The sequence below is a fragment of the Defluviimonas sp. SAOS-178_SWC genome, assembly GCF_039830135.1.
GTDB lineage: Bacteria > Pseudomonadota > Alphaproteobacteria > Rhodobacterales > Rhodobacteraceae > Albidovulum.
Genome location: NZ_CP156081.1, coordinates 3,590,251 through 3,609,363, shown reverse-complemented (window position 1 = coordinate 3,609,363; position 19,113 = coordinate 3,590,251). Strand labels below are relative to the sequence as shown.

Genomic DNA, 19,113 nt, shown 5'->3' with positions numbered 1-19,113 from the left:
GAAGCAAGCGTCAGGCCGAGGGCGAAGCCCGAATTCACGATGAGCGTGGTCGTGCGCATGGTGTCAGCCCTTCCCGTGTGGTCCGCATGGTCAACGCACGTTTCGAACTTCGGTTCCCGCGCTTATCGCAGACGGGGCGTTCCGATACGAAACCTCTTCTGGCGATTCCGCCCGCGAAAATGTCGTAATCCATCCTCACGCCTCGGGATGGGACAGCTATAGCCGGTGCTGAAGGCAACCGGCAGGAAGCCCAAAGGGAGACGGAAGGCTATGGCGTTCAAGACGGATATTGAGATTGCGCGGGAAGCGCGGAAGCGTCCGATCATGGAGATCGGGGACAAGCTCGGGATTCCTTCGGAGCATCTTCTGCCCTACGGTCATGACAAGGCGAAGGTGAGCCAGGCGTTCATCCGGTCTCTGGAGGGTCGGAAGGACGGCAAGCTGGTTCTGGTGACGGCGATCAACCCGACGCCTGCGGGCGAGGGCAAGACGACGACGACGGTGGGTCTTGGCGACGGGTTGAACCGGATCGGCAAGAAGGCGGTGATCTGCATCCGCGAGGCGTCGCTGGGGCCGAACTTCGGGATGAAGGGCGGGGCGGCCGGGGGCGGCTACGCGCAGGTGGTGCCGATGGAGGAGATGAACCTTCACTTCACCGGCGACTTCCACGCGATCACGAGCGCGCACAACCTGCTTTCCGCGATGATCGACAACCACATCTACTGGGGCAACGCGCTCCAGATCGACGCGCGGCGGGTGAGCTGGCGGCGGGTGATGGACATGAACGACCGGGCGCTTCGGGACATCGTGGTGAGCCTTGGCGGCGTGTCGAACGGCTTCCCGCGCCAGACCGGGTTCGACATCACGGTGGCCTCCGAGGTGATGGCGATCCTGTGCCTGTCGAAGGATCTTGAGGATCTGCAGAAGCGGCTCGGCGACATCGTGGTGGCCTATACCCGCGACAAGACGCCGGTCTACGCCCGCGACATCAAGGCCGACGGGGCGATGACGGTGCTTCTGAAGGACGCGATGCAGCCGAACCTGGTGCAGACGCTGGAGAACAACCCGGCCTTCGTGCATGGCGGCCCCTTCGCCAATATCGCGCATGGCTGCAACTCGGTGATCGCGACGAAGACGGCGCTGAAGCTGGGTGAGTATGTGGTGACCGAGGCCGGCTTCGGGGCCGATCTCGGGGCGGAGAAATTCTTCGACATCAAGTGCCGCAAGGCGGGTCTGAAGCCGGCGGCGGCGGTGATCGTGGCGACGGTGCGGGCGATGAAGATGAACGGCGGGGTGGCGAAGGCCGATCTCGGGGCGGAGAACGTGGCGGCGGTGCAGAAGGGCTGCCCGAACCTCGGCCGCCACATCGCCAACGTGAAGTCGTTCGGGGTGCCGGTGGTGGTGGCGATCAACCACTTCTACAGCGACACCGATGCCGAGATCGCGGCGGTGAAGGCCTATGTCGCCGAGCAGGGCGCCGAGGCGATCCTGTGCAAGCACTGGGCGAACGGGTCGGCCGGGATCGAGGATCTCGCGCGGAAGGTTGTGGAGATGGCGGAGGGCGGTTCGGCGAACTTCGCGCCGCTCTATCCCGACGAGATGCCGCTCTTCCAGAAGATCGAGACCATCGCGAAGCGGATCTACCACGCCGACGAGGTGATCGCCGACAAGTCGGTGCGCGAGCAGCTGAAGGCCTGGGAGGCGGCGGGCTACGGCCATCTGCCGGTCTGCATGGCCAAGACCCAGTACAGCTTCACCACCGATCCGAACGTGCGGGGCGCGCCGACGGGTCATTCGGTGCCGGTGCGCGAGGTGCGGCTCAGCGCCGGGGCGGGGTTCATCGTGGTGATCTGCGGCGAGATCATGACCATGCCGGGCCTGCCCAAGGTGCCGTCGGCGGAGGTGATCCGGCTGAACGACGCGGGCCATGTCGAGGGCCTGTTCTAAGGCAAAGGCAGGGGGGCTTCGCCCCCCGCCGCCCATCGGCGGGCCGATGGACGCCCCTCCCCCCACCGCGGGGAATTCGGGCAACGAAGAGGCAGGCAGGGCCGGGGCGGATGCGCGTCGGGCCTGGCGGACAAGGGAACCGGCGGCGGATGAGTGCGACGATCATCGACGGCAGGGCGATTGCGCGGCGCATGCTGGCCGAGGTCGCGGCGGAGGCGGCGCACCTTTCGGGCGAGGGCTGGGCGCCGCGGCTCGTCTCGATCTCGGTCGGGGATGTCGCGGCGGCGGAGCTTTACGTCCGCAACCAGCAGAAGCAGGCCGACGGTGCCGGTGTGGCCTTCGAGGCGCGGACCTATCCGCCCGACATCTCGCTTGAGCAGCTGACCGGGGTCCTGCACGGGCTGAACGCCGATCCGCGCGTGAACGGCATCATCATCCAGCGTCCGCTGCCGGCGCATATCCCAGTGAAGGAGCTGCAGCGCGCCATCCATCCCCTGAAGGATGTCGAGGGCATGCACCCGGCCTCGATCGGCAATATCGTCTACAACGACCTGGCGCTCGGCCCTTGCACGGCGGTGGCGGCGGTGGAGATCCTGAAGACCCTCCCCCTGAAGATCGAGGGGCTCGACGTGACGGTGATCGGCCATTCCGAGATCGTCGGCAAGCCGATCGCCTTCCTGATGATGGGGCTGGGCGCGACGGTGACGGTCTGCCATCACATGACGCGGCAGGTGGCGGTGCATTCGCGCCGGGCCGATGCGGTCTTCGTCGCGGTGGGCAAGCCCGGCCTTGTCACCGGCGCGATGCTGCAACCGGGCGCGGCGCTGATCGATATCGGCATCAACCGGATCGAGACGCCGGAGGGGCCGCGCACGGTGGGTGACGCCGATTACGGCAGCTGCGCCGAGGTGGCGGGCTGGATCACGCCGGTTCCGGGCGGCGTCGGGCCGGTCACGGTGGCGATGCTGATGAAGAATGCGGTTCTTGCGACGCGGCTGCAGAAGGCGCAGTACCGCGATGCCTATGCGATTGCGAATTGAGGAGATCGGAATGAGTGCGAAGATCATCGACGGCAAGGCCTTTGCGGCCAGGGTGCGGGGCGAGGTCGCGGCCCATGTCGCGCGGCTGAAGGAAGAGAACGGGATCACGCCGGGCCTCGCGGTGGTTCTGGTCGGCGAGGATCCGGCGAGCGAGGTCTATGTCCGCTCGAAGGGCAAGTCGACGGTCGAGGCGGGGATGAACTCCTACGAGCACAAGCTGCCGGCGGAGACCTCGGAGGCCGATCTCCTGGCGCTGATCGCACGGCTGAACGCCGATCCGGCGGTGCACGGGATCCTGGTGCAGCTGCCCTTGCCGAAGCACCTGAACTCCGACCTCGTGATCAACACGATCGACCCGGCGAAGGATGTCGACGGGTTCCACATCTCGAATGTCGGGCTTCTTGGCACCGGGCAGAAGTCGATGGTGCCCTGCACGCCCTTGGGCTGTCTGATGATGCTGCGCGACCACCACGGGTCGCTCGCCGGGATGGACGCGGTCGTGGTCGGCCGCTCGAACATCGTCGGCAAGCCGATGGCGCAGCTTCTTCTCGGCGACAGCTGCACGGTGACGATCGCGCACAGCCGCACGAAGGACCTCGGCGTGGTCTGCCGCCGCGCCGACATCCTCGTCGCCGCCGTCGGCCGGCCCGAGATGATCAAGGGCGACTGGGTCAAGCCAGGCGCCACCGTGATCGATGTCGGCATCAACCGCATCGAGCGGGACGGCAAGACGAAGCTCGTCGGCGATGCCGACTTCGAGAGCTGCGCCAAGGTCGCCGGCGCCATCACCCCCGTCCCCGGAGGCGTCGGCCCCATGACCATCGCCTGCCTCCTCGCAAACACCCTCACCGCCGCATGCCGCGTAAACGGAATCAACGAACCAGAAGGCCTCACTGCCTGATCTCAGGCCGGGGCGACGGGCACCATCGTGCCCTGCAGAAGCGCGACCAGCTTGCGCTGCCCGCCGGATTCGGCCTCGACCTCGGCCGTGACGATGGTGAGCCTGCGTCCCGCCCTGACGACGCGGCCGGTCGCGATCAGCCGGTCGCCTCTTGCCGGCGCCATGAGGTTGATCTTCATCTCGGCGGTCATCACTTCGGCATCCTCGGGCATGAGGGACAGAGCTGCGTAGCCGGCGGCCGTGTCACCGAGGGCAAAGGTCAGGCCGGCATGGCCGACGTCGTGCTGCTGGCGGGCCAACGCCAGGATCGGCGCCGTGATCTCGCATTCGCCGGGCCGGATCGCCGTCAGTTCGGCGGCGAAGGTCGTCATCAGGCTCTGGCGGGCGAAACTCGCGCGCAGTTTCTCGGCAAGGGCGGTGTCAACCTGACTGTTCATCCCCATCTCCCTTTCGCCGGCACGGGCACCGGGCGGGCCACTTTTCCGGTCAGAACGGCCACCGTGCCCGACCCCATCAGGTCGCAGAGGGCCGGATCCGTCGCGCCGAGACCGCCGGTATAGGTGCCGTAGGCCGGCAGGATCACTCGTTCGCCACCGACAAGAAAGCAGCGTCGGGACTGGCCCGCAAGCCGAAGTTTCGGGTGGTAATGGCCCGAGACCTCGGCGCGCCCCCCCGGGACCGCGATATGGCGGAACCAAAGCGGACCATGCCCGAGCTCCGCGCGATGCTCGCCGCCAAGGCCGACGGGCCCCGGATCGTGATTGCCCTCGACCCAGACCCAGCGTCGGCCGGCCATCAGGCGGGCAAGCCAGAGCGCTTCGTCCTCCGCCAACTCTGAGGCCTGGAGATCGTCGAACGAGTCGCCAAGGCAGATCACCAGACGTGGGTTCGTGGCCGCGATATCCGCGTCGAGCCGGGCGAGCGTGTCGGCGACCTCGTAGGGCGGCAGAAGCGCCCCCGCGCGCCGCGCATAACGCTCCGACCGGCCGAGATGCAGATCCGAGACGACAAGGCAGGCTTCCGCCGGCCAGTGTAGCGCGCCGGATGGCAGGGCCGAAAGTGTGGCGCCGGCGAAGGAAAAGGCATAGCTGTTCATGGCTTGTTCCTGCCCCTTGCCGGTGAAAAACGCAACGCCCGGTCTTCTTCTGTTCGGCAAATACCCCGGGGTGAATGCGGGCCGCACGGCCCGCAGAGGGGCAGCGCCCCTCATCCGCACCCTCAGCCGAGCCCCGCCTCGGCCATCAGCCGCTCCGCCGTCTCGGCCAGAAGCCGCTCGCGCGCCGCGCCGTCCACCGGCACCCGCCCGTGTTCGAGGAAGAGCGGCGCGGCCAGGGGCGTGACGCGGGGCAGGGTGAGGTGGTCGATCCGGCCCCCCACCCTGTCGAGCATCGCCTCGATCCGCCCGAAATTCACCAGCCCGCGCATCGCCTCTTCCCGCGTGACCTGCATCAGGAGGTGGTCAGGATCGTAGCGCCGCAACGTGTCATACAGGATGTCCGACGAGAATGTCGCCTGCCGGCCCGATTTCCGCGCGCCCGGCAGGTTGCGGGCGATCAGTCCCGCGACGAGGGCGACATTGCGGAAGGTGCGTTTCATCACCGCATTGCCGGCCAGCCAGGTGCCGAGCCCGGTGCGCAAGCCCTCGCGGTCGAGAAGGGCTGCGGCATCGGTGACCGGGTCGAGCCCCCAGATCAGCGTCGCGTAGTCGGTCGAGACGAAGCCCAGGGGGTTGAGGCCAAGCTCCTCCATCCGGTGGGTGAGGAGGAGACCGAGCGTCTGCTGCGCGGCGCGGCCCATGAAGCCGTAGACGCAAAGATGCGCCCGCCCTTCGGCCGGAAAGCTTTCGACCAGAAGCCGGTCGCGCGCAGGCAGGCGCGACACCTCGCGCTGAAGGCTCAGCCACTCGGCGGTGGCGGCGGGAAGGTTCGGCCAGCTTTGCGCCTGAAGCATCCTGAAGATACGCTCCGAAAGCTGGGTCGAGGTGGAAAACTTGGTGCCCGAATAGACCGCGATCTTCGGTTCGCGACCCGGTGCGGGGGCGACTTCAAGGGCGAGTTCGCGCAAGCCGATGAAGCGCACGACCTGACCGCCGATCAGGAAGGTTTCGCCGGGCGTGAGCGTCGAGGCGAAGCTTTCCTCGACCTCGCCGAGGGGGGCGCCGCCCATGCGGTTCTGCCAGCGGACCTTGACCATCTCGGCATCGGTGATCGTGCCGATGTTCATGCGGATGTCGCGCGCCGCGCGGGGGTCACGAAGGGTCCAGCGGCCGTTCCTGAGCATCAGCCGCTGCCAGCGGTCGTAGGCCTTGAGCGCGTAGCCCCCGGTCGCGCAAAAATCGAGGCACGCATCGAAGTCGGAGCGCGACAGGTCCGCATAGGGGCCGGCGCTTCTCACTTCGCGGTACATCTCGTCGGCGGAGACGGGGCCGGAGCACGCGGCGATAAGGATGTGCTGGCACAGGACGTCGCGCGGCCCCGGCCCGCGCGGATCGCCGTCGAGGTCGTGATCCTTCACCGCGTCAAGCGCGGCCTGGCATTCAACCACCTCCCAGCGGTTCGCCGGCACCAAAAGCGCCTTCGACGGGGCGTTGTAGCGGTGGTTCGCCCGGCCGATCCGCTGCACCAGCCGCTTGACGTTCTTCGGCGCGCCGACCTGGATCACAAGGTCGACGTCGCCCCAGTCGATCCCGAGATCGAGTGAGCCGGTGCAGACGACGGCGCGCAGCTCTCCGGCGACCATCGCCGCTTCCACCCTTTCACGGGCCTCGCGGGCGAGCGAGCCGTGGTGGATGGCGATCGGCAGGCCCTCGTCGTTCGCGAGCCAGAGGTCGCGGAAAAAAAGTTCCGCCTGCGCGCGGGTGTTGTGGAAGATCAGGGTGATCTTGTGGCGTCGGATCTCGGCCAGGACTTCGGGTATCGCGTAGCGCCCGCCGCCGCCGGCCCAGGGTGGCGGCGTTTCCGTTTCCAGCATGGCGATCTCAGGGTCGGGGCCAGGATCGGCATGAACGATCTCGCACCGGTCCGGGTGGCGGGCGAGGAAGCGGGCGATTGCACCGGGATCCTCGACGGTCGCGGACAGTCCCACGCGGCGCAGACCCGGAGCGAGGCGGTCGAGCCGCGCGAGGCCGAGCATCAACTGGTCGCCGCGCTTCGACTCGGCAAGCGCGTGGACCTCGTCCACGATCACGCGGCTGAGGCCTGCGAAGATGCGCGGTGCGTCCTCGTAGCTGAGAAGCAGGGCGAGGCTTTCAGGCGTCGTCAGAAGGATATGCGGCGGGTCGGCGCGCTGGCGGCGGCGTTTGGTGTAGGAGGTATCGCCGGTCCGGTCCTCGATCCGGATCGGCAGCTTCATTTCGGTGACGGGCGCCGTCAGGTTGCGCCGGATATCGGCCGCGAGCGCCTTGAGGGGGGATATGTAGAGCGTGTGAAGGCCCTTGTGCGCCCCGTCCGCAAGCTCGACCAGAGAGGACAGGAACCCCGCCAGCGTCTTACCGCCGCCGGTCGGCGCGATAAGGAGGAGTGCGGGATCCGCCGCCCGGTCGAGCAGCGTCTGCTGATGCGGATGGATGGACCAGCCACGGGCAGAGAACCAGTCTGAAAACGGGGCGGGGAGGGCACGCATGGCCGGCACTCTATGCGGATTGCGCCCGTCATGCCTCAGAAATCGCCGTGTTCCGGGAAGCCGCCGGGATCGACTTCCCGAATGAGACGGGCGGTTGGCGCGGTGCTCTCCGCAGGCAGGTCAGTGCAGGGGCCGGGCCTTCATGCTGCGGAAAACGTCGTCGAGCGCACGGGGCGGCGTCAGGTGCGCGCCGGCAAGCGCCGTGTCGAGGGCGGACTCGACCTCTTTCACCAGCGTCGCAATGCAATCGTCGGAGGCAAGACAGCCGGCGCCGTAGTCAACCATGTCACAGCCCGGCAGGGCTCGGCCCGAGAAGAGGCACTCGGTCATGTCGAGAAGCTGCGCATCCTCGATCCCTTGGGCCTCGGCCCAGTCAAGCGCGATCCGTGTCATCGCGGTCGTGGAGGCGGCGAGGAAGTCGTTCATCACCTTAGCCGCCATCGCTGTCCCGAAACCGCCCATGCGGGCCGCCTTGTGGCCGAGCTGGCCGAATATCGGGGCGAGGCTGGCGATCTCGTCCTTGCCGCCGCCGAGGAAGAACGACAGCCGCCCCTCTTCCGCCGCGCGCATCGTGCCGGAATAGGGCGCGTCGACCAGCGCGATGCTTGCGGCGATGCGTCCCCTGAGCGCCCGCACATAGCGGGGGGAAAGCGTCGCGGCGATCACGACGGTCTTGAGCGAGGGAACGCGCTTGGCGAAGCCCTGCGCTTCGAACAAGAGCGCCTCTGCCTCGGCGATGTCCGCGGGCACGAGGATCAGCGTCGTCAGCCCGCGCGCGAAACCGTCCCGGTCGAGCGGCCCGGCCCCGGAGCCCGGGACAGCGAAGCTGGCCGCGCCGATACCGGCAGCCTGAAGCCGCGAGAGGAAGGGGCGCGCCGCCCTTCCGGAACCGGCAATCCCAAGCCCGCGCATCAATGCACGATCTTTTCGTCGCGGACGAACATGTTGGCCCAGGCCCGGTCGATCAACTCCGGCGTCATCTGGTAGGGGATACCCTCGAAGTTGCAGATCGCGATCATCTGGTCGATCAGGAACACCGGCTGGTAGTTCGCATAGACGTTGCTGATCGTCGGATACTTGACCTTCAGGAGGTGCAGGAGCGCCTTTTCGTTCAGCGGCATCTTCTTCTTCTTCGCCACCATCGCGAAGATCTTCAGGAACATTTCCTGGTTCGGCCCGTCGATCTTGATCTTGAAAAAGATCCGGCGAAGCGCCGCCTTGTCGAAGATCTCGTTCGGGTGGAAGTTGGTGGAGAAGATCACCAGCGTGTCGAAGGGCACCTCGAACTTCTCGCCCGACTGGAGCGCGAGGATGTCCTTGTTTTCCTCGAGCGGAACGATCCAGCGGTTGACGATCTTCTGCGGCGGCTCGGCTTGGCGGCCAAGGTCGTCGATGATGAAGACGCCGCCGGTGGCCTTGAGCTGGAGCGAGGCGGTATAGGTCCGCGCCGTCGGGTTGTAGGTGAGGTCGAGCATGTCGAGCGACAGTTCACCGCCGGTGATCACCGTCGGCCGCTCGCAAAGCACATAGCGGTTGTCGAAGCGGTTCGAGGACCGGCGCAGCGCATTCGGGTCGTCGACCGAGGCTTCGGCGGCCGAATGGACGATCGGGTCGTAGACGGTGATGACCTGACCGGCATATTCGATGGCGCGCGGGATGTAGATCTTGTCGCCGAGCGCGTCGCGGATCCCGTTCGAGATCGAGGATTTGCCGTTGCCCGGCGGTCCGTACATGAGGATCGAGCGCCCCGCGCCGACGGCGGGCCCGAGATGGTCGAGAAGTTCGTCCGGCAGGATCAGGTGGCCCATCGCGCCGGTCAGTTGCTGACGGGTCAGCGCGACGTTGCGGATCGACTGCTTCTTGACCTGCTCGCGGTAGACGTCGAGCGGCACCGGCATCGCGCCGTAATACTCGGACTGGCTGAGCGCATCGAGCGCCCGCGCCTTGCCGGCATCGGCAAGCTGATACCCCATTTCGCCGCCCGAGTTGGCGTGGAGCGTGCCCGTCGCCTCGAGGAGCTTCTGGCTCCGCGCGAGGTCGATGAGCTCCTGCGTCGTCGGAATCGGCAACGCGATGATCCGGGAAATCTCCGAGACGGTTTCGAGGTTCATCCGGAACATCGTCTTGAGGAGGATATCGCGCATCATCACGATCGAAAGGCCGGTATCGGTCATCGAGCGGGGCGGCGTTGGCGCGATAACGTTGGTCACCTGCATGTTCATCGGGGTCAAACCTTCTTCGGCGGATGTCGGGCGTGGCAGGGCAAGGCACATTCCGGCCCCGTCCACCCGACATGGGATTCACAGCGGCAGTCTGCCGGGTTATTGTGGCCAAAAAATGGAAACAATTCTGGACTAGAGGCCCTAATGAGCAGACCCCGCAGCCCCGTTCTGGCGGCCTTCATGGCGGCCCTCGTGCTGATCCTCGGCGGCGCGCCGCTTCTGAAAGGCGCCTTCTATCTCGGCAAGCACGAGGGCGACACGATGCATCTGGCAGAGCTTGTGTTGCGCATGGCCGACGGGCAGTGGCCGCATGTCGATTTCATGACGCCGATCGGAATTCTGGCGCTTGCGCCGATCTCGGTCTTCATCCAGGCGGGGGCGGGATTGGGCCATGCGATCTTCTATGCGCAGATCCTTGTCGCCGTCGTGCTTTTCCTGCCGGTGATGCGGGTGGCGATGAGCCGGCTCACCGGGATCTGGCCCTATGCCTATGGCGGCTTCGTCATGCTTCTCTGTCTCGCCCTCGTGCACGGCGAGGCACAGAGCGCGACGTCGATTTCCATGCATTACAACCGCTGGGCGTGGGCGGTAAGCTATATCGCGATCCCGCTCGCGGTGCTGGCGCCGCTGGACCGGCCAAGGCCCTGGCTCGACGGGGCATTGATCGGGCTCGGGATGGCGGTTCTGGTCCTGACCAAGGTCACTTACTTCGCGGCCTTTGCACCCGGCGTGCTGGTGGCGCTCCTGGCGCGCCGGCAATGGGTGATGATCCTGGCGGCCGCCATCGCGGGGCTTGCCGTCGCGGCCTTCGTCACCGCTCTCGCGGGGACGGACTTCTGGCTTGCCTACCTTCAGGACTTGCTGACCGTCGCCACCGGCGACGCGCGGCAGGCGCCGGGCGAAAGCCTGATCGACGTGATCGTTGCGCCGCTCTACATGGGCGGCAGCCTCGCGCTGGTCGCCGGGGTGATCTTTCTCCGTCAGGCGGGCCGGTCGGTCGAGGGGCTGACGCTTCTGGTGCTGATGCCAGGCTGCTTCTACGTCGCCTACCAGAATTTCGGCAACGACCCGCAATGGCTGTATCTGCTGGCGATGTTCGCGTTCGTGCTGCGGCCGGAGCCGGGCACCATCAACGGCTGCGGCTGGGATCTGCGCGCGGCCCTGACCTTTACCGGGGTGGCGGCCCTCTGCTTCGGCGCGCCGTCAGCGATCAACCTCGCCTTCAGCCCTTGGCGCCACATGGCCTCCGACACGACGGATGTGGTACCGCTCCTGCCGCGGTTGCCTCTTGCCGACGACGTTCTGACGCCCGCCTCGCGGCTCTACACCGCCAACCTCAAACGCCCCTACGACCAGCCGGGCGACCCTTTCGCCAGCTACCGTGAATTCGCCAAGCGCGAGGACGTGCCCGTCCTGAACGGCGAGGAACTTCCGGAATGCCAGCTTGAGGGCGGCATCTCCGCATGGTTCGAACTGGCGACCGACGACCTGATGGCGGCGGGCTATTCCGGCTCCGCGCTGATGGGAACGGACCTTTATTCAGCCTACTGGATGTTCGGCGATTTCAAGACCGTGAAAGGGGCGGCGCCTTGGTATTATGGCGGCCTTCCGGGGATCGAGAATGCCGACTACCTCGTCGTGCCGCTTTGCCCGATGGCGTTCTCTCTCCGCTCCTCGATGCTCAAATCACTGGAGGAGGGGGGGTGGGCCCTGCGCGAGGTGCACAGGAGCCCGCTTTACATACTGGTCGAGCCGATCGCCCCCTGAAGCGCCGCCAGGACGCCGGGGAAGGCCATGAAGACGAGATAGGTCAGGAACGTCCCGACGAGCGCGAGGCCCATCGGAAAATCCTTGCGCGTCCAGCTCACCCAGTCGGGCGTTGCTGCCCGAACGGCCGGAACCGCGCGCATCAGCCGATGCGCGGCGAAGGCGCCGAGCAGGAAGGCCGCGAGCAGGATCAGGATGAGCTGGAGATGCTCGATCCGCTGCGAGAAGAACGGCGCGGCGGCGGCAGCGAACTTGGCATCGCCGGCGCCGACATTCGCAACGGCGTTCAGCACGAAGCCGATGGCAAGGACGACGACGAAGTTGGCCCAGCGCCAGGCCCAGAACTCGAACGGGATCACCAGAAGCCCGACCACGACATAGATCGCGAGCAGCGCCATGACCGCCTTGTTGGGGATCTTCATCGTCTTGAGATCGGACCATGCGACCCAGGCGCAGACCGGCAGAACCGTGAGCAGAAGAGCGAGATACGCCTGTGGCGCCGTCAGTCCGAGCATTGGGTCAGCCTTTCACCACGCTGGCATTGATCGTCTCAAGCGCGCGGGCGGCTTGTTCGAAATAGCGCGGGCTGGTCTCGACCGCGTCTTCCAAAAGCCCCTTGCCGATGGTTACGTCGCCCTGCTTGATCGCCGTCAGCGCCGCCGTGTAGAGCAATTCGGCCCGTTCGGATTGTGTCATCGGCACGATCGGCATATCGTATTGCCGCTGCGCCGCGCGGGCGAGGACGAGGTTGTTCTTGGTCGTGAAGTTGGAGCTGTCATAGGTCAGCGCCTCGGCAAAGAGCTTTTCGGCGCCGCCGAAATCTCCGCGGGTCAACTTCGAATAGCCCCAGTTGTTGAGGACGCCCGACGGCTGTGTGGTGAGCCCAAACGCCGTCTCGTAGAAACTGTCGGCCTTCTTCCATTTCTTGTTGGCGTCGGCGACCATCGCCTCCAGCCGGTAGCGCTCGTATGTCTCGTGGGTCGGCGGGATCATGTTGAGTTCGGCCTCGGCCTTCTTCCACTCGTTGGCGCGGATGAGTGCGTCGGCAAGGGCGACGCGGTCTTCGTTCGTGCCCTCGCGGCTGTCGATCACCGACTTCCAGACCAGGGCCGCCTCGGACGGCTTCTTGGCGCGGACCAGCGATTTCGCCAGACCCCGCTTCACGTCGATGCGGTCGGGATTGGCGTCGGCGGTCCTCTGGAAATAGGCCACGGCCTCGTCCGGGTCGGCCACCGTCAGCATGACGTCGTTGAGGTTGCTTTCGTCGATGACATTGACGTCCTTGATCGCGCGGTCGACCTCGGCATCGGACGCCTTCTGGCAGGCCGACAGGGCCGCAACCCCTGCGATGCAGAGAGAAATCAGGATAGGGTGGCGCATTTCATGCGTCCTTTGCTGCTTCTTGCCTCAATGTGTGGTGAGGAGCAGGTATTGCCCGTTGCCACGCCTCACCAAAGAGAATTCACCTGTATCGCTGATATCATAGGACGGTTCCTCGATCTTGGCGAGCGCGCGGCGCAGATTTTCGCGGATGGAGTCTGTTTGGCCACTATCGAGGGCGAAGGCGGTGCGGAAGACCCGGCTCGCCTCGGCATACTTGCCCGTCTCCATCAGAACGACGCCGAGATTGTTCCAGGCCGGCACGAAGGTCTCATCCTCCTTGACCGCGCGCCGCAGGAGCCGCTCGGCCTGGCCGAGCCGTCCGAGCCGGAGGTTGGCGGAGCCGAGGGCCGACAGCGTGTCGATGGTCATGCCGCGGTCGGCCGCCGCGCGGTAATAGGCCTTGAGTGCCAGTTCGTACTCGCCCGCCGCCATCAGGCGGTGGCCCACAATTAGGCCGTCGACCGCCTCGCCCCGCGCGGGCCCTGACGGCGCGAAGGGGGAGCCGCCATTCGCGGGAAGGCCGCCTGTCGGTTGACAGGCGGCCAGCAATCCGGCTGCGAACAGAAGAACCGTTATGCGTAGTGCCATCGTCTCAGGGTGAGAAATTCGCGAACAGCTGCATCATATCGTAGACCGACGGACCCACAAGGATGATCAGGAGCGGCGGCACCGTGAACATCATCGTCCCGAGCGTCATTTTCGTCGGCAGCTTGTTGGCCGCTTCCTCGGCCCGCATCACGCGCTTGTCCCTCATTTCGCCCGCATAGACCCGGAGCGCCTCGGCGATCGAGGTGCCGAAGGTCTGCGACTGGATCATGACCGTCACGAAGGAGGCGACGTCAGGCACGCCGGAGCGTTCGGAGAAGGCGCGCAGCACCGTGCTCTTGTCCTTGCCGGCCTTGATTTCCTGCGCGACGATCTCGAATTCCTCGGCGAGCGCGGGATAGCCGGTCTTGAGTTCCTTCGACACCCGGATGATGCCCTGGTCGAGCGACTGGCCGGCCTCGACGCAGACGAGAAGCATGTCGAGCGCGTCCGGAAAGCCGTTCTGGATCTCCTGCTGGCGCGACTGGATGCGGCGTTCGAGCCAGTATTTCGGCAGGTAATACCCGATCGCGCCGGGAAGGATCACCGCGAGGATCAGTTTCGTCGTGGAGACGTCGTCCGTGGTCGAGGCGACGATCGCGTAGATCACGCCGACAAGCAGGAATACGATGCCCAGGATGAACTGGATCGCGTGGAAGGTGCGGACCGCGTTCTTGCCGCGATAGCCGGCGCGGGTCATCTTGAGCCGCGACGTGCTCATCTCTTCCTCGGACTTCGGTTCGAGGAAGCTCGCGAACTTGTCGAGCTTGTCGGTGCCCTTGGACGCGCGCAGCGATTTCTTTTCGGTCGTCGGACGATTCGACGCATTGCCCGACGGGCGCGACGTGTCGCGAAGCTTTGCATAGGGATCGGCGCGCTTCTTCAGGATCGTCGGCAGCGTCATGGCCACCAGGACGATGCCGAGGACGGCAACGGCGAAGAGCGGGCCAAGCGGGCCCATCTTCTCGATCAGGAAGTCGTTGATCGTGCTCAGCATGACGGTGTGGCCCCCTCAGACCTTGATGTTGACCATCATCTTCATGAAGACGACGTTGATGGCGAGGAAGGTGAAGACGATGAGCGCGGCCGGCACGAAGGCCGCCGTGTTCTTCACCGTGTCGAAATAGTCCGGCTTCAGAATCTGGATCACGGCCAGCACGCCGAGCGGGAACATCGACAGGAACATGCCCGACCATTTCGCCTCGGCGGTGATGGCGCGGACCCGCCGGAAGAGACGGAAGCGCGCCCGGATCACCTTGGCCAGGCCGTCGAGGATCTCGGCGAGGTTGCCGCCCGACTGCTGCTGGATCGTGACCGCCACCGCAAGAAAGCGCAGATCCTGCATGTCCATGCGTTCGGCCAGGTCCTTGAGGCTCTCGGACACTTCGCGGCCATAGGCGCTTTCGTCGGCGATCATGCCGAATTCGGTGCCGAGCGGGTCGGGAACCTCCTTCGCGACGATCTGGATCGCCGAGGAGAAGGGGTGGCCGACACGCAAGCTCCGCACCATCAGTTCGACCGCATCGGGAAGCTGTTCCTCGACGAGGTCCATGCGTTTCTTGGCCTTCTTGCTGACCCAGAAATAGACCGCGCCGATCCCCATCACGATGGAGACGGCGATCTGCACCGGGGTCGAGGCCGCGGTGCCGATCTTGAGGCCGAGGAAAGCGACCACCGACAGAAGCCCCATGATGGCCACCAGGGCTTTGGGTGAGAATGCGATGTTTGCCTTCTGGGCCTTGGCCGCAAGGATCGAATAGAGCGGGATGCCCTTTGCCTTGAGGTGCTGGCTGGCTTCCTTGCGGAGTTGTTCCAGGACCTGTTCGCGCTGCCCCCCCTTTTCCAGAAGGTCGAGCCGGCGATTGACCTTGGAGTTGAGCGAGATCGACTTGCCGAAGACGACAAGGTAGATGCCCTCGACCAGAAGGAGAACGGCAAGGAAGATCAGGCCGTAGATGATTGGTGTCGGGCTGATGATCATGCGCGTTACTCCGCTGCAATGGGTTCGTAGATCGATGGCGGCAGGTCATAGCCCCAGGACCGGAAGCGGTCCGCGTAGGCGGAGCGCACGCCGGTCGCGGTGAAGCGACCGATGATCTTGCCGTCGGGCGCAAGGCCGAGCCGTTCGTAGCGGAAGATCTCCTGCATCGAGATGACGTCGCCTTCCATGCCGGTGATCTCGGTGATCGAGGTCATGCGGCGCGAGCCGTCCTGCAGACGCGAGGCCTGAACGATGAGGTTGACGGCCGAGGCGATCTGCGAGCGCACGGCCTTGATCGGCATCTCGATCCCGGCCATCGCGATCATGTTTTCCAGACGGCTGATGCCGTCGCGGGCGGAGTTCGCGTGGATCGTGGTCATCGACCCGTCGTGGCCGGTGTTCATGGCCTGGAGCATGTCGATGACTTCCTCGCCGCGCGTTTCGCCGACGATGATGCGGTCGGGACGCATCCGGAGCGCGTTCCTCAGACAGTCGCGCTGGGTGACGGCGCCCTTGCCCTCGACGTTCGCGGGGCGGCTTTCCATCCGGCCCACATGGACCTGCTGGAGCTGAAGTTCCGCCGTGTCCTCGATCGTCAGGATCCGTTCGGAGTTGTCGATGAAGGAGGAGAGGGCGTTGAGCGTGGTCGTCTTACCGGAACCCGTACCGCCCGAGACGATGACGTTGAGGCGGGTCGAGACGGCGGCCTGAAGATAGGCGGCCATCTCTTCGGTGAAGGCGCCGAAGCGGACGAGGTCGTCGACCGCGAGCTTTTCCTTCTTGAACTTACGAATGGAGACGAGCGAGCCGTCGACCGCGATGGGCGGCACCATCGCGTTGAAACGCGAACCGTCCGCAAGGCGGGCGTCGACATAGGGGTTCGATTCATCAACGCGCCGACCCACGGCCGACACGATCTTGTCGATGATCCTGAGAAGGTGGCGTTCGTCCTTGAACGTCGTGTCGGTCAGCTCGAGCTTGCCGGCGCGTTCGACGAAGACCTGCTGCGGGCCGTTGACGAGAATATCGTTGACCGTGTCGTCCTGAAGCAGCGGCTCCAGCGGGCCGAGGCCCATGACCTCGTGATAAAGCTCCTGAAAGAGGGTGGAGCGCTCGTCCTTGTTGAGAACGACGCTCATGTCTTCCAGCGCCTCGGTCGTGATCGAGACGATTTCCTGGCGCAGGTCGGCTTCGGTGGCGTGTTCCAGCGCGCCGAGGTTGAGGTTGTCGAGAAGCCGCTTGTGCAGCTCCACTTTCAACTCGCCCATCCGCTCCTTGCGCTTCTTCTCCTTGTCCATCGCCAGGGCCTGGGCCGGCGCCGTGGCGTTTCCGGCCATGGGACGTCGCGCGATGGCCGGGCGGCCGCCTTCACCCGATGCGGGCGCGGCGGCCTGGGGCTTCGCGGTGGCGGCAGGTGCCGGAGCTGCGGCGGTGGGCTTCTTGTAGCGAGAAAACATCTCAGGCTCCCGGTGTTAGGCAGTGGCCGCTTCCGCTGCCACGTTGACGTCGAAGATCGACTTGGCGAGCTTCGCGATTTCACGGCGGAGCGGGTTCTTGGCCGCGGTCTCGGCCAGCGGCAGGCCGTGGTCGTTGGACTGCGTCACCTGCTTGGCCCCGTCGGGGAGCTGCAGTTCGATCGTGATATCAAGGCTTTCCGCCAACCGCTTGACGCGGCCCTTGCCGGACAGGTCGGTGAACTTCGGCGCCCGGTTGAGAACGTAGCGCAGCTTCTCGTAGGGGAGTTCCTCGGCTTTGAGCGCGCGGATCATGCGCAGCGTGTTCTGGGCCGAACGCATGTCGAGCTCCATCGTCGCGAAGTAGACATGGGCGTGGTTCAAGACCGCCTCGGTCCATTGGACGACCGTCGAGGGCATGTCGATGACGACGAAGTCGAAGTTCGCCCGCGCCACGTCGAGAACCCGGTTGATGTCTTCGGAGGTGACGATGTCGAGCGGCAGCATTTCCGACGGCGCGGTCATGACATGCATCTTGTCGTTGAAGCTCAGGAGCGCCTGAAGGAAGCTCACATTGTCGATCGAGGCGGTATCGGACAGCATCTCGTAAACCGCTTCGCGGCGCGGCAGGTCGAGATAGGTGGAGACCGAGCCGTACTGGAAATCGAAGTCGAGCAGGCAGACGCGGGGGGCGTTGTCCTTCTGGACGGTCGCAAGCTCCCAGGCGAGGTTCACCGCGAGGGTAGTGGCACCGGTGCCGCCGGCAAGTCCGTGGACCGGCAGGATGACCCCGTCCCGGTCGCCCCTGGGCTTGAAGCTTGGCGACGCGGGGGCGTCGTGCAGGACCATGTCCGCGGCCGGTGCCTTGTGCAGACGCTCGATCGAGTCGTGCAGGGCATTCTCGGGAAGCGGGTAGGGGACGAAATCATCGGCGCCGAGCTTGAGAAGCTGGTGAAGCGCGATCGGGCTGACCTCTTCGGCGATGAGGATCACCTTAAGGCCCTTGTCCTTGGCAGTGGTGATGATTCCGGAGATCCGGGCGAGGTCGTTTTCATCCTGCGCATCGACAGCGATGGCGACGAATTCGAGCGAATCGGCGTCGGGCTGGTTCAGGAAGAGGACCGCATCGTCGAAGGTCAGGTCGCCCCAGCTTTCCCCAAGCTCGGTTTCCATGTCTTCGATCAGTAGGTCGAAGTTGCTGACATCGCGCGAAATCGTGCACGCGACGATCGGTGCCGGTTCCGGCTGCAAGGCTGCTACACTGCTCATTCCCACACGTCCTTTTTCACGCGGGGCCGAATTCTGGTTCCGTTTGTCGCGCTCTTGCATCGAATCACCACGGTCCAAATTCCAACCACCCAGCGCGACTCTGAGGCCACGCCATTACTCCCGAGTTTCGAAACTCCGTGAAAATCTTGGCAAGATTTGGGCTAAAAGATCGTAAATATGCGATTTCTGGACACGATCAAAAGGAAAGGGCGGCCTTTGTTGCCAAAGACCGCCCAAAGGTAGAAACAATCGCGTCGTTTCGCGTCAACCGCCGGAACCCGCGGCCTGACCGCCGCCGGACACCTCTTCCTGGGTGTGGATCGGCTGGGCGCTCTGGACGTATTCGCGGAAGATCACCTCGGCATATTTGCCGTTGAGGAGGGCGGGGTTCTTTTCGACCAGCCCGGACACTTCGGTCACGGTGCGACGGTTGCGCCGTTCCTCGCTCTGCACGAAGACCAGAGGCTGGGTTTCGCCGTAGGAGACCACCGCCTCGAGCCGCGAGCGGCTGATGCCCTGGGTCGAGAGGAAGGCGACGACCGCATTCGCGCGACGCAGGCCGAGCCCCTTGTTGTAGGCGTTTGAGCCCACGAGGTCGGTATGGCCGTAGACGCGGAAGCGGACTTCCGGGAACTGCCGGATCCAGTCGGCCTGCTGCATCAGGGCCGCCTGTGCGCCGGCATCGAGAACCGCGCTGTCGAAGGCGAAGTTCACGGTGTTCGGCACATCGGCCGCGAACCGCCGCGTCAGGTCGATGATGTAGGACCGCTCGCCAGACTGGACCATGGTGTTGTTCATGGTCGCATTGCCGAAATCGCGGGTTTCGATCTCGGAACCGGCTTCGGAATAGAAGGACCGGGCGATGTTGGTTTCCTTCGAGCAGCCCGCCATCACCGCAAGGCCGGTCGAAAGAAGGAGAAGGCTCACACGCTTCTGCATCGTC

Annotated in this window: 17 protein-coding genes; 4 read left to right on the top strand and 13 right to left on the bottom strand. The window is 65.3% G+C overall.

What is annotated here, in order from left to right:
- Positions 1-270: 270 nt before the first annotated feature.
- The 3 genes from V5734_RS18610 to folD all read left to right on the top strand — a co-directional run bounded on the left by V5734_RS18610 (position 271) and on the right by folD (position 3,888).
- The gene (locus V5734_RS18610; protein WP_347311099.1) at positions 271-1,947 is read left to right on the top strand and encodes a formate--tetrahydrofolate ligase; all 1,677 of its coding nucleotides are present in this window, start codon (positions 271-273) and stop codon (positions 1,945-1,947) included.
- A gap of 149 nt (positions 1,948-2,096) precedes the next feature.
- Entirely contained in the window at positions 2,097-2,987 is an 891-nt protein-coding gene (locus V5734_RS18605) for a bifunctional 5,10-methylenetetrahydrofolate dehydrogenase/5,10-methenyltetrahydrofolate cyclohydrolase (protein ID WP_347311098.1), read from the top strand.
- 10 nt (positions 2,988-2,997) lie between these two features.
- The gene (gene folD, locus V5734_RS18600) at positions 2,998-3,888 is read left to right on the top strand and encodes a bifunctional methylenetetrahydrofolate dehydrogenase/methenyltetrahydrofolate cyclohydrolase FolD (protein WP_347311097.1); all 891 of its coding nucleotides are present in this window, start codon (positions 2,998-3,000) and stop codon (positions 3,886-3,888) included.
- A gap of 2 nt (positions 3,889-3,890) precedes the next feature.
- On the opposite strand, the gene V5734_RS18595 is transcribed toward folD, so the two are convergent.
- The 5 genes from V5734_RS18595 to V5734_RS18575 form a co-directional block, all read right to left on the bottom strand.
- Positions 3,891-4,325, bottom strand: a complete 435-nt coding sequence (locus V5734_RS18595; RefSeq protein WP_347311096.1) for a PaaI family thioesterase — start codon at positions 4,323-4,325, stop codon at positions 3,891-3,893.
- Complete coding sequence (gene pdeM / locus V5734_RS18590; RefSeq protein ID WP_347311095.1) at positions 4,322-4,984, bottom strand: ligase-associated DNA damage response endonuclease PdeM; 663 nt, start codon at positions 4,982-4,984, stop codon at positions 4,322-4,324. Before pdeM ends, V5734_RS18595 begins: the two co-directional genes overlap by 4 nt.
- Before the next feature lie 122 nt (positions 4,985-5,106).
- Positions 5,107-7,509, bottom strand: coding sequence for a ligase-associated DNA damage response DEXH box helicase (locus V5734_RS18585; RefSeq protein WP_347311094.1), 2,403 nt, complete (start codon positions 7,507-7,509; stop codon positions 5,107-5,109).
- A 120-nt stretch (positions 7,510-7,629) separates the two neighbouring features.
- The gene (locus V5734_RS18580; protein WP_347311093.1) at positions 7,630-8,421 is read right to left on the bottom strand and encodes an NAD(P)-binding domain-containing protein; all 792 of its coding nucleotides are present in this window, start codon (positions 8,419-8,421) and stop codon (positions 7,630-7,632) included.
- Entirely contained in the window at positions 8,421-9,731 is a 1,311-nt protein-coding gene (locus V5734_RS18575) for an ATPase (protein WP_347311092.1), read from the bottom strand. The genes V5734_RS18580 and V5734_RS18575 overlap by 1 nt, the downstream gene beginning before the upstream one ends.
- Before the next feature lie 144 nt (positions 9,732-9,875).
- On the opposite strand from V5734_RS18575, the gene V5734_RS18570 reads away from it, so the two are divergent.
- Positions 9,876-11,498 carry a hypothetical protein gene (locus V5734_RS18570; protein WP_347311091.1) on the top strand — a complete coding sequence of 541 codons (1,623 nt, stop codon included), beginning with the start codon at positions 9,876-9,878 and terminating at the stop codon, positions 11,496-11,498.
- Here the strand turns inward: V5734_RS18570 and V5734_RS18565 are convergent.
- The 8 genes from V5734_RS18565 to V5734_RS18530 form a co-directional block, all read right to left on the bottom strand.
- Complete coding sequence (locus V5734_RS18565; protein WP_347311090.1) at positions 11,468-12,013, bottom strand: prepilin peptidase; 546 nt, start codon at positions 12,011-12,013, stop codon at positions 11,468-11,470. The two genes, V5734_RS18570 and V5734_RS18565, sit on opposite strands and share 31 nt — an antisense overlap.
- 4 nt (positions 12,014-12,017) lie before the next feature.
- A complete protein-coding gene (locus tag V5734_RS18560; protein WP_347311089.1) occupies positions 12,018-12,878 on the bottom strand; it encodes a tetratricopeptide repeat protein in 861 nt (286 codons plus the stop codon).
- A 27-nt stretch (positions 12,879-12,905) separates the two neighbouring features.
- Positions 12,906-13,469 carry a tetratricopeptide repeat protein gene (locus V5734_RS18555; RefSeq protein ID WP_347311088.1) on the bottom strand — a complete coding sequence of 188 codons (564 nt, stop codon included), beginning with the start codon at positions 13,467-13,469 and terminating at the stop codon, positions 12,906-12,908.
- Between the two features lie 4 nt (positions 13,470-13,473).
- The gene (locus V5734_RS18550) at positions 13,474-14,463 is read right to left on the bottom strand and encodes a type II secretion system F family protein (protein WP_347311087.1); all 990 of its coding nucleotides are present in this window, start codon (positions 14,461-14,463) and stop codon (positions 13,474-13,476) included.
- A 15-nt stretch (positions 14,464-14,478) separates the two neighbouring features.
- Positions 14,479-15,447, bottom strand: a complete 969-nt coding sequence (locus V5734_RS18545) for a type II secretion system F family protein (protein ID WP_347311086.1) — start codon at positions 15,445-15,447, stop codon at positions 14,479-14,481.
- A 5-nt stretch (positions 15,448-15,452) separates the two neighbouring features.
- Positions 15,453-16,904 carry a CpaF family protein gene (locus V5734_RS18540; RefSeq protein ID WP_347311085.1) on the bottom strand — a complete coding sequence of 484 codons (1,452 nt, stop codon included), beginning with the start codon at positions 16,902-16,904 and terminating at the stop codon, positions 15,453-15,455.
- A 15-nt stretch (positions 16,905-16,919) separates the two neighbouring features.
- Complete coding sequence (locus V5734_RS18535; protein ID WP_347311084.1) at positions 16,920-18,170, bottom strand: AAA family ATPase; 1,251 nt, start codon at positions 18,168-18,170, stop codon at positions 16,920-16,922.
- Between the two features lie 264 nt (positions 18,171-18,434).
- The gene (locus V5734_RS18530) at positions 18,435-19,109 is read right to left on the bottom strand and encodes an OmpA family protein (protein ID WP_347311083.1); all 675 of its coding nucleotides are present in this window, start codon (positions 19,107-19,109) and stop codon (positions 18,435-18,437) included.
- Positions 19,110-19,113 lie beyond the last annotated feature (4 nt).

Bases quoted from the DNA above. Each gene is read 5' to 3' on its own strand.
- V5734_RS18565 (WP_347311090.1), bottom strand. From the start codon at position 12,013: ATGCTCGGACTGACGGCGCCACAGGCGTATCTCGCTCTTCTGCTCACG.
- V5734_RS18605 (WP_347311098.1), top strand. From the start codon at position 2,097: ATGAGTGCGACGATCATCGACGGCAGGGCGATTGCGCGGCGCATGCTG.
- V5734_RS18585 (WP_347311094.1), bottom strand. From the start codon at position 7,509: ATGCGTGCCCTCCCCGCCCCGTTTTCAGACTGGTTCTCTGCCCGTGGC.
- V5734_RS18550 (WP_347311087.1), bottom strand. From the start codon at position 14,463: ATGCTGAGCACGATCAACGACTTCCTGATCGAGAAGATGGGCCCGCTT.
- folD (WP_347311097.1), top strand. From the start codon at position 2,998: ATGAGTGCGAAGATCATCGACGGCAAGGCCTTTGCGGCCAGGGTGCGG.
- V5734_RS18595 (WP_347311096.1), bottom strand. From the start codon at position 4,325: ATGAACAGTCAGGTTGACACCGCCCTTGCCGAGAAACTGCGCGCGAGT.
- V5734_RS18580 (WP_347311093.1), bottom strand. From the start codon at position 8,421: ATGCGCGGGCTTGGGATTGCCGGTTCCGGAAGGGCGGCGCGCCCCTTC.
- V5734_RS18530 (WP_347311083.1), bottom strand. From the start codon at position 19,109: ATGCAGAAGCGTGTGAGCCTTCTCCTTCTTTCGACCGGCCTTGCGGTG.
- V5734_RS18545 (WP_347311086.1), bottom strand. From the start codon at position 15,447: ATGATCATCAGCCCGACACCAATCATCTACGGCCTGATCTTCCTTGCC.
- V5734_RS18560 (WP_347311089.1), bottom strand. From the start codon at position 12,878: ATGCGCCACCCTATCCTGATTTCTCTCTGCATCGCAGGGGTTGCGGCC.
- V5734_RS18610 (WP_347311099.1), top strand. From the start codon at position 271: ATGGCGTTCAAGACGGATATTGAGATTGCGCGGGAAGCGCGGAAGCGT.
- V5734_RS18535 (WP_347311084.1), bottom strand. From the start codon at position 18,170: ATGAGCAGTGTAGCAGCCTTGCAGCCGGAACCGGCACCGATCGTCGCG.
- V5734_RS18570 (WP_347311091.1), top strand. From the start codon at position 9,876: ATGAGCAGACCCCGCAGCCCCGTTCTGGCGGCCTTCATGGCGGCCCTC.
- pdeM (WP_347311095.1), bottom strand. From the start codon at position 4,984: ATGAACAGCTATGCCTTTTCCTTCGCCGGCGCCACACTTTCGGCCCTG.
- V5734_RS18555 (WP_347311088.1), bottom strand. From the start codon at position 13,469: ATGGCACTACGCATAACGGTTCTTCTGTTCGCAGCCGGATTGCTGGCC.
- V5734_RS18540 (WP_347311085.1), bottom strand. From the start codon at position 16,904: ATGTTTTCTCGCTACAAGAAGCCCACCGCCGCAGCTCCGGCACCTGCC.
- V5734_RS18575 (WP_347311092.1), bottom strand. From the start codon at position 9,731: ATGAACATGCAGGTGACCAACGTTATCGCGCCAACGCCGCCCCGCTCG.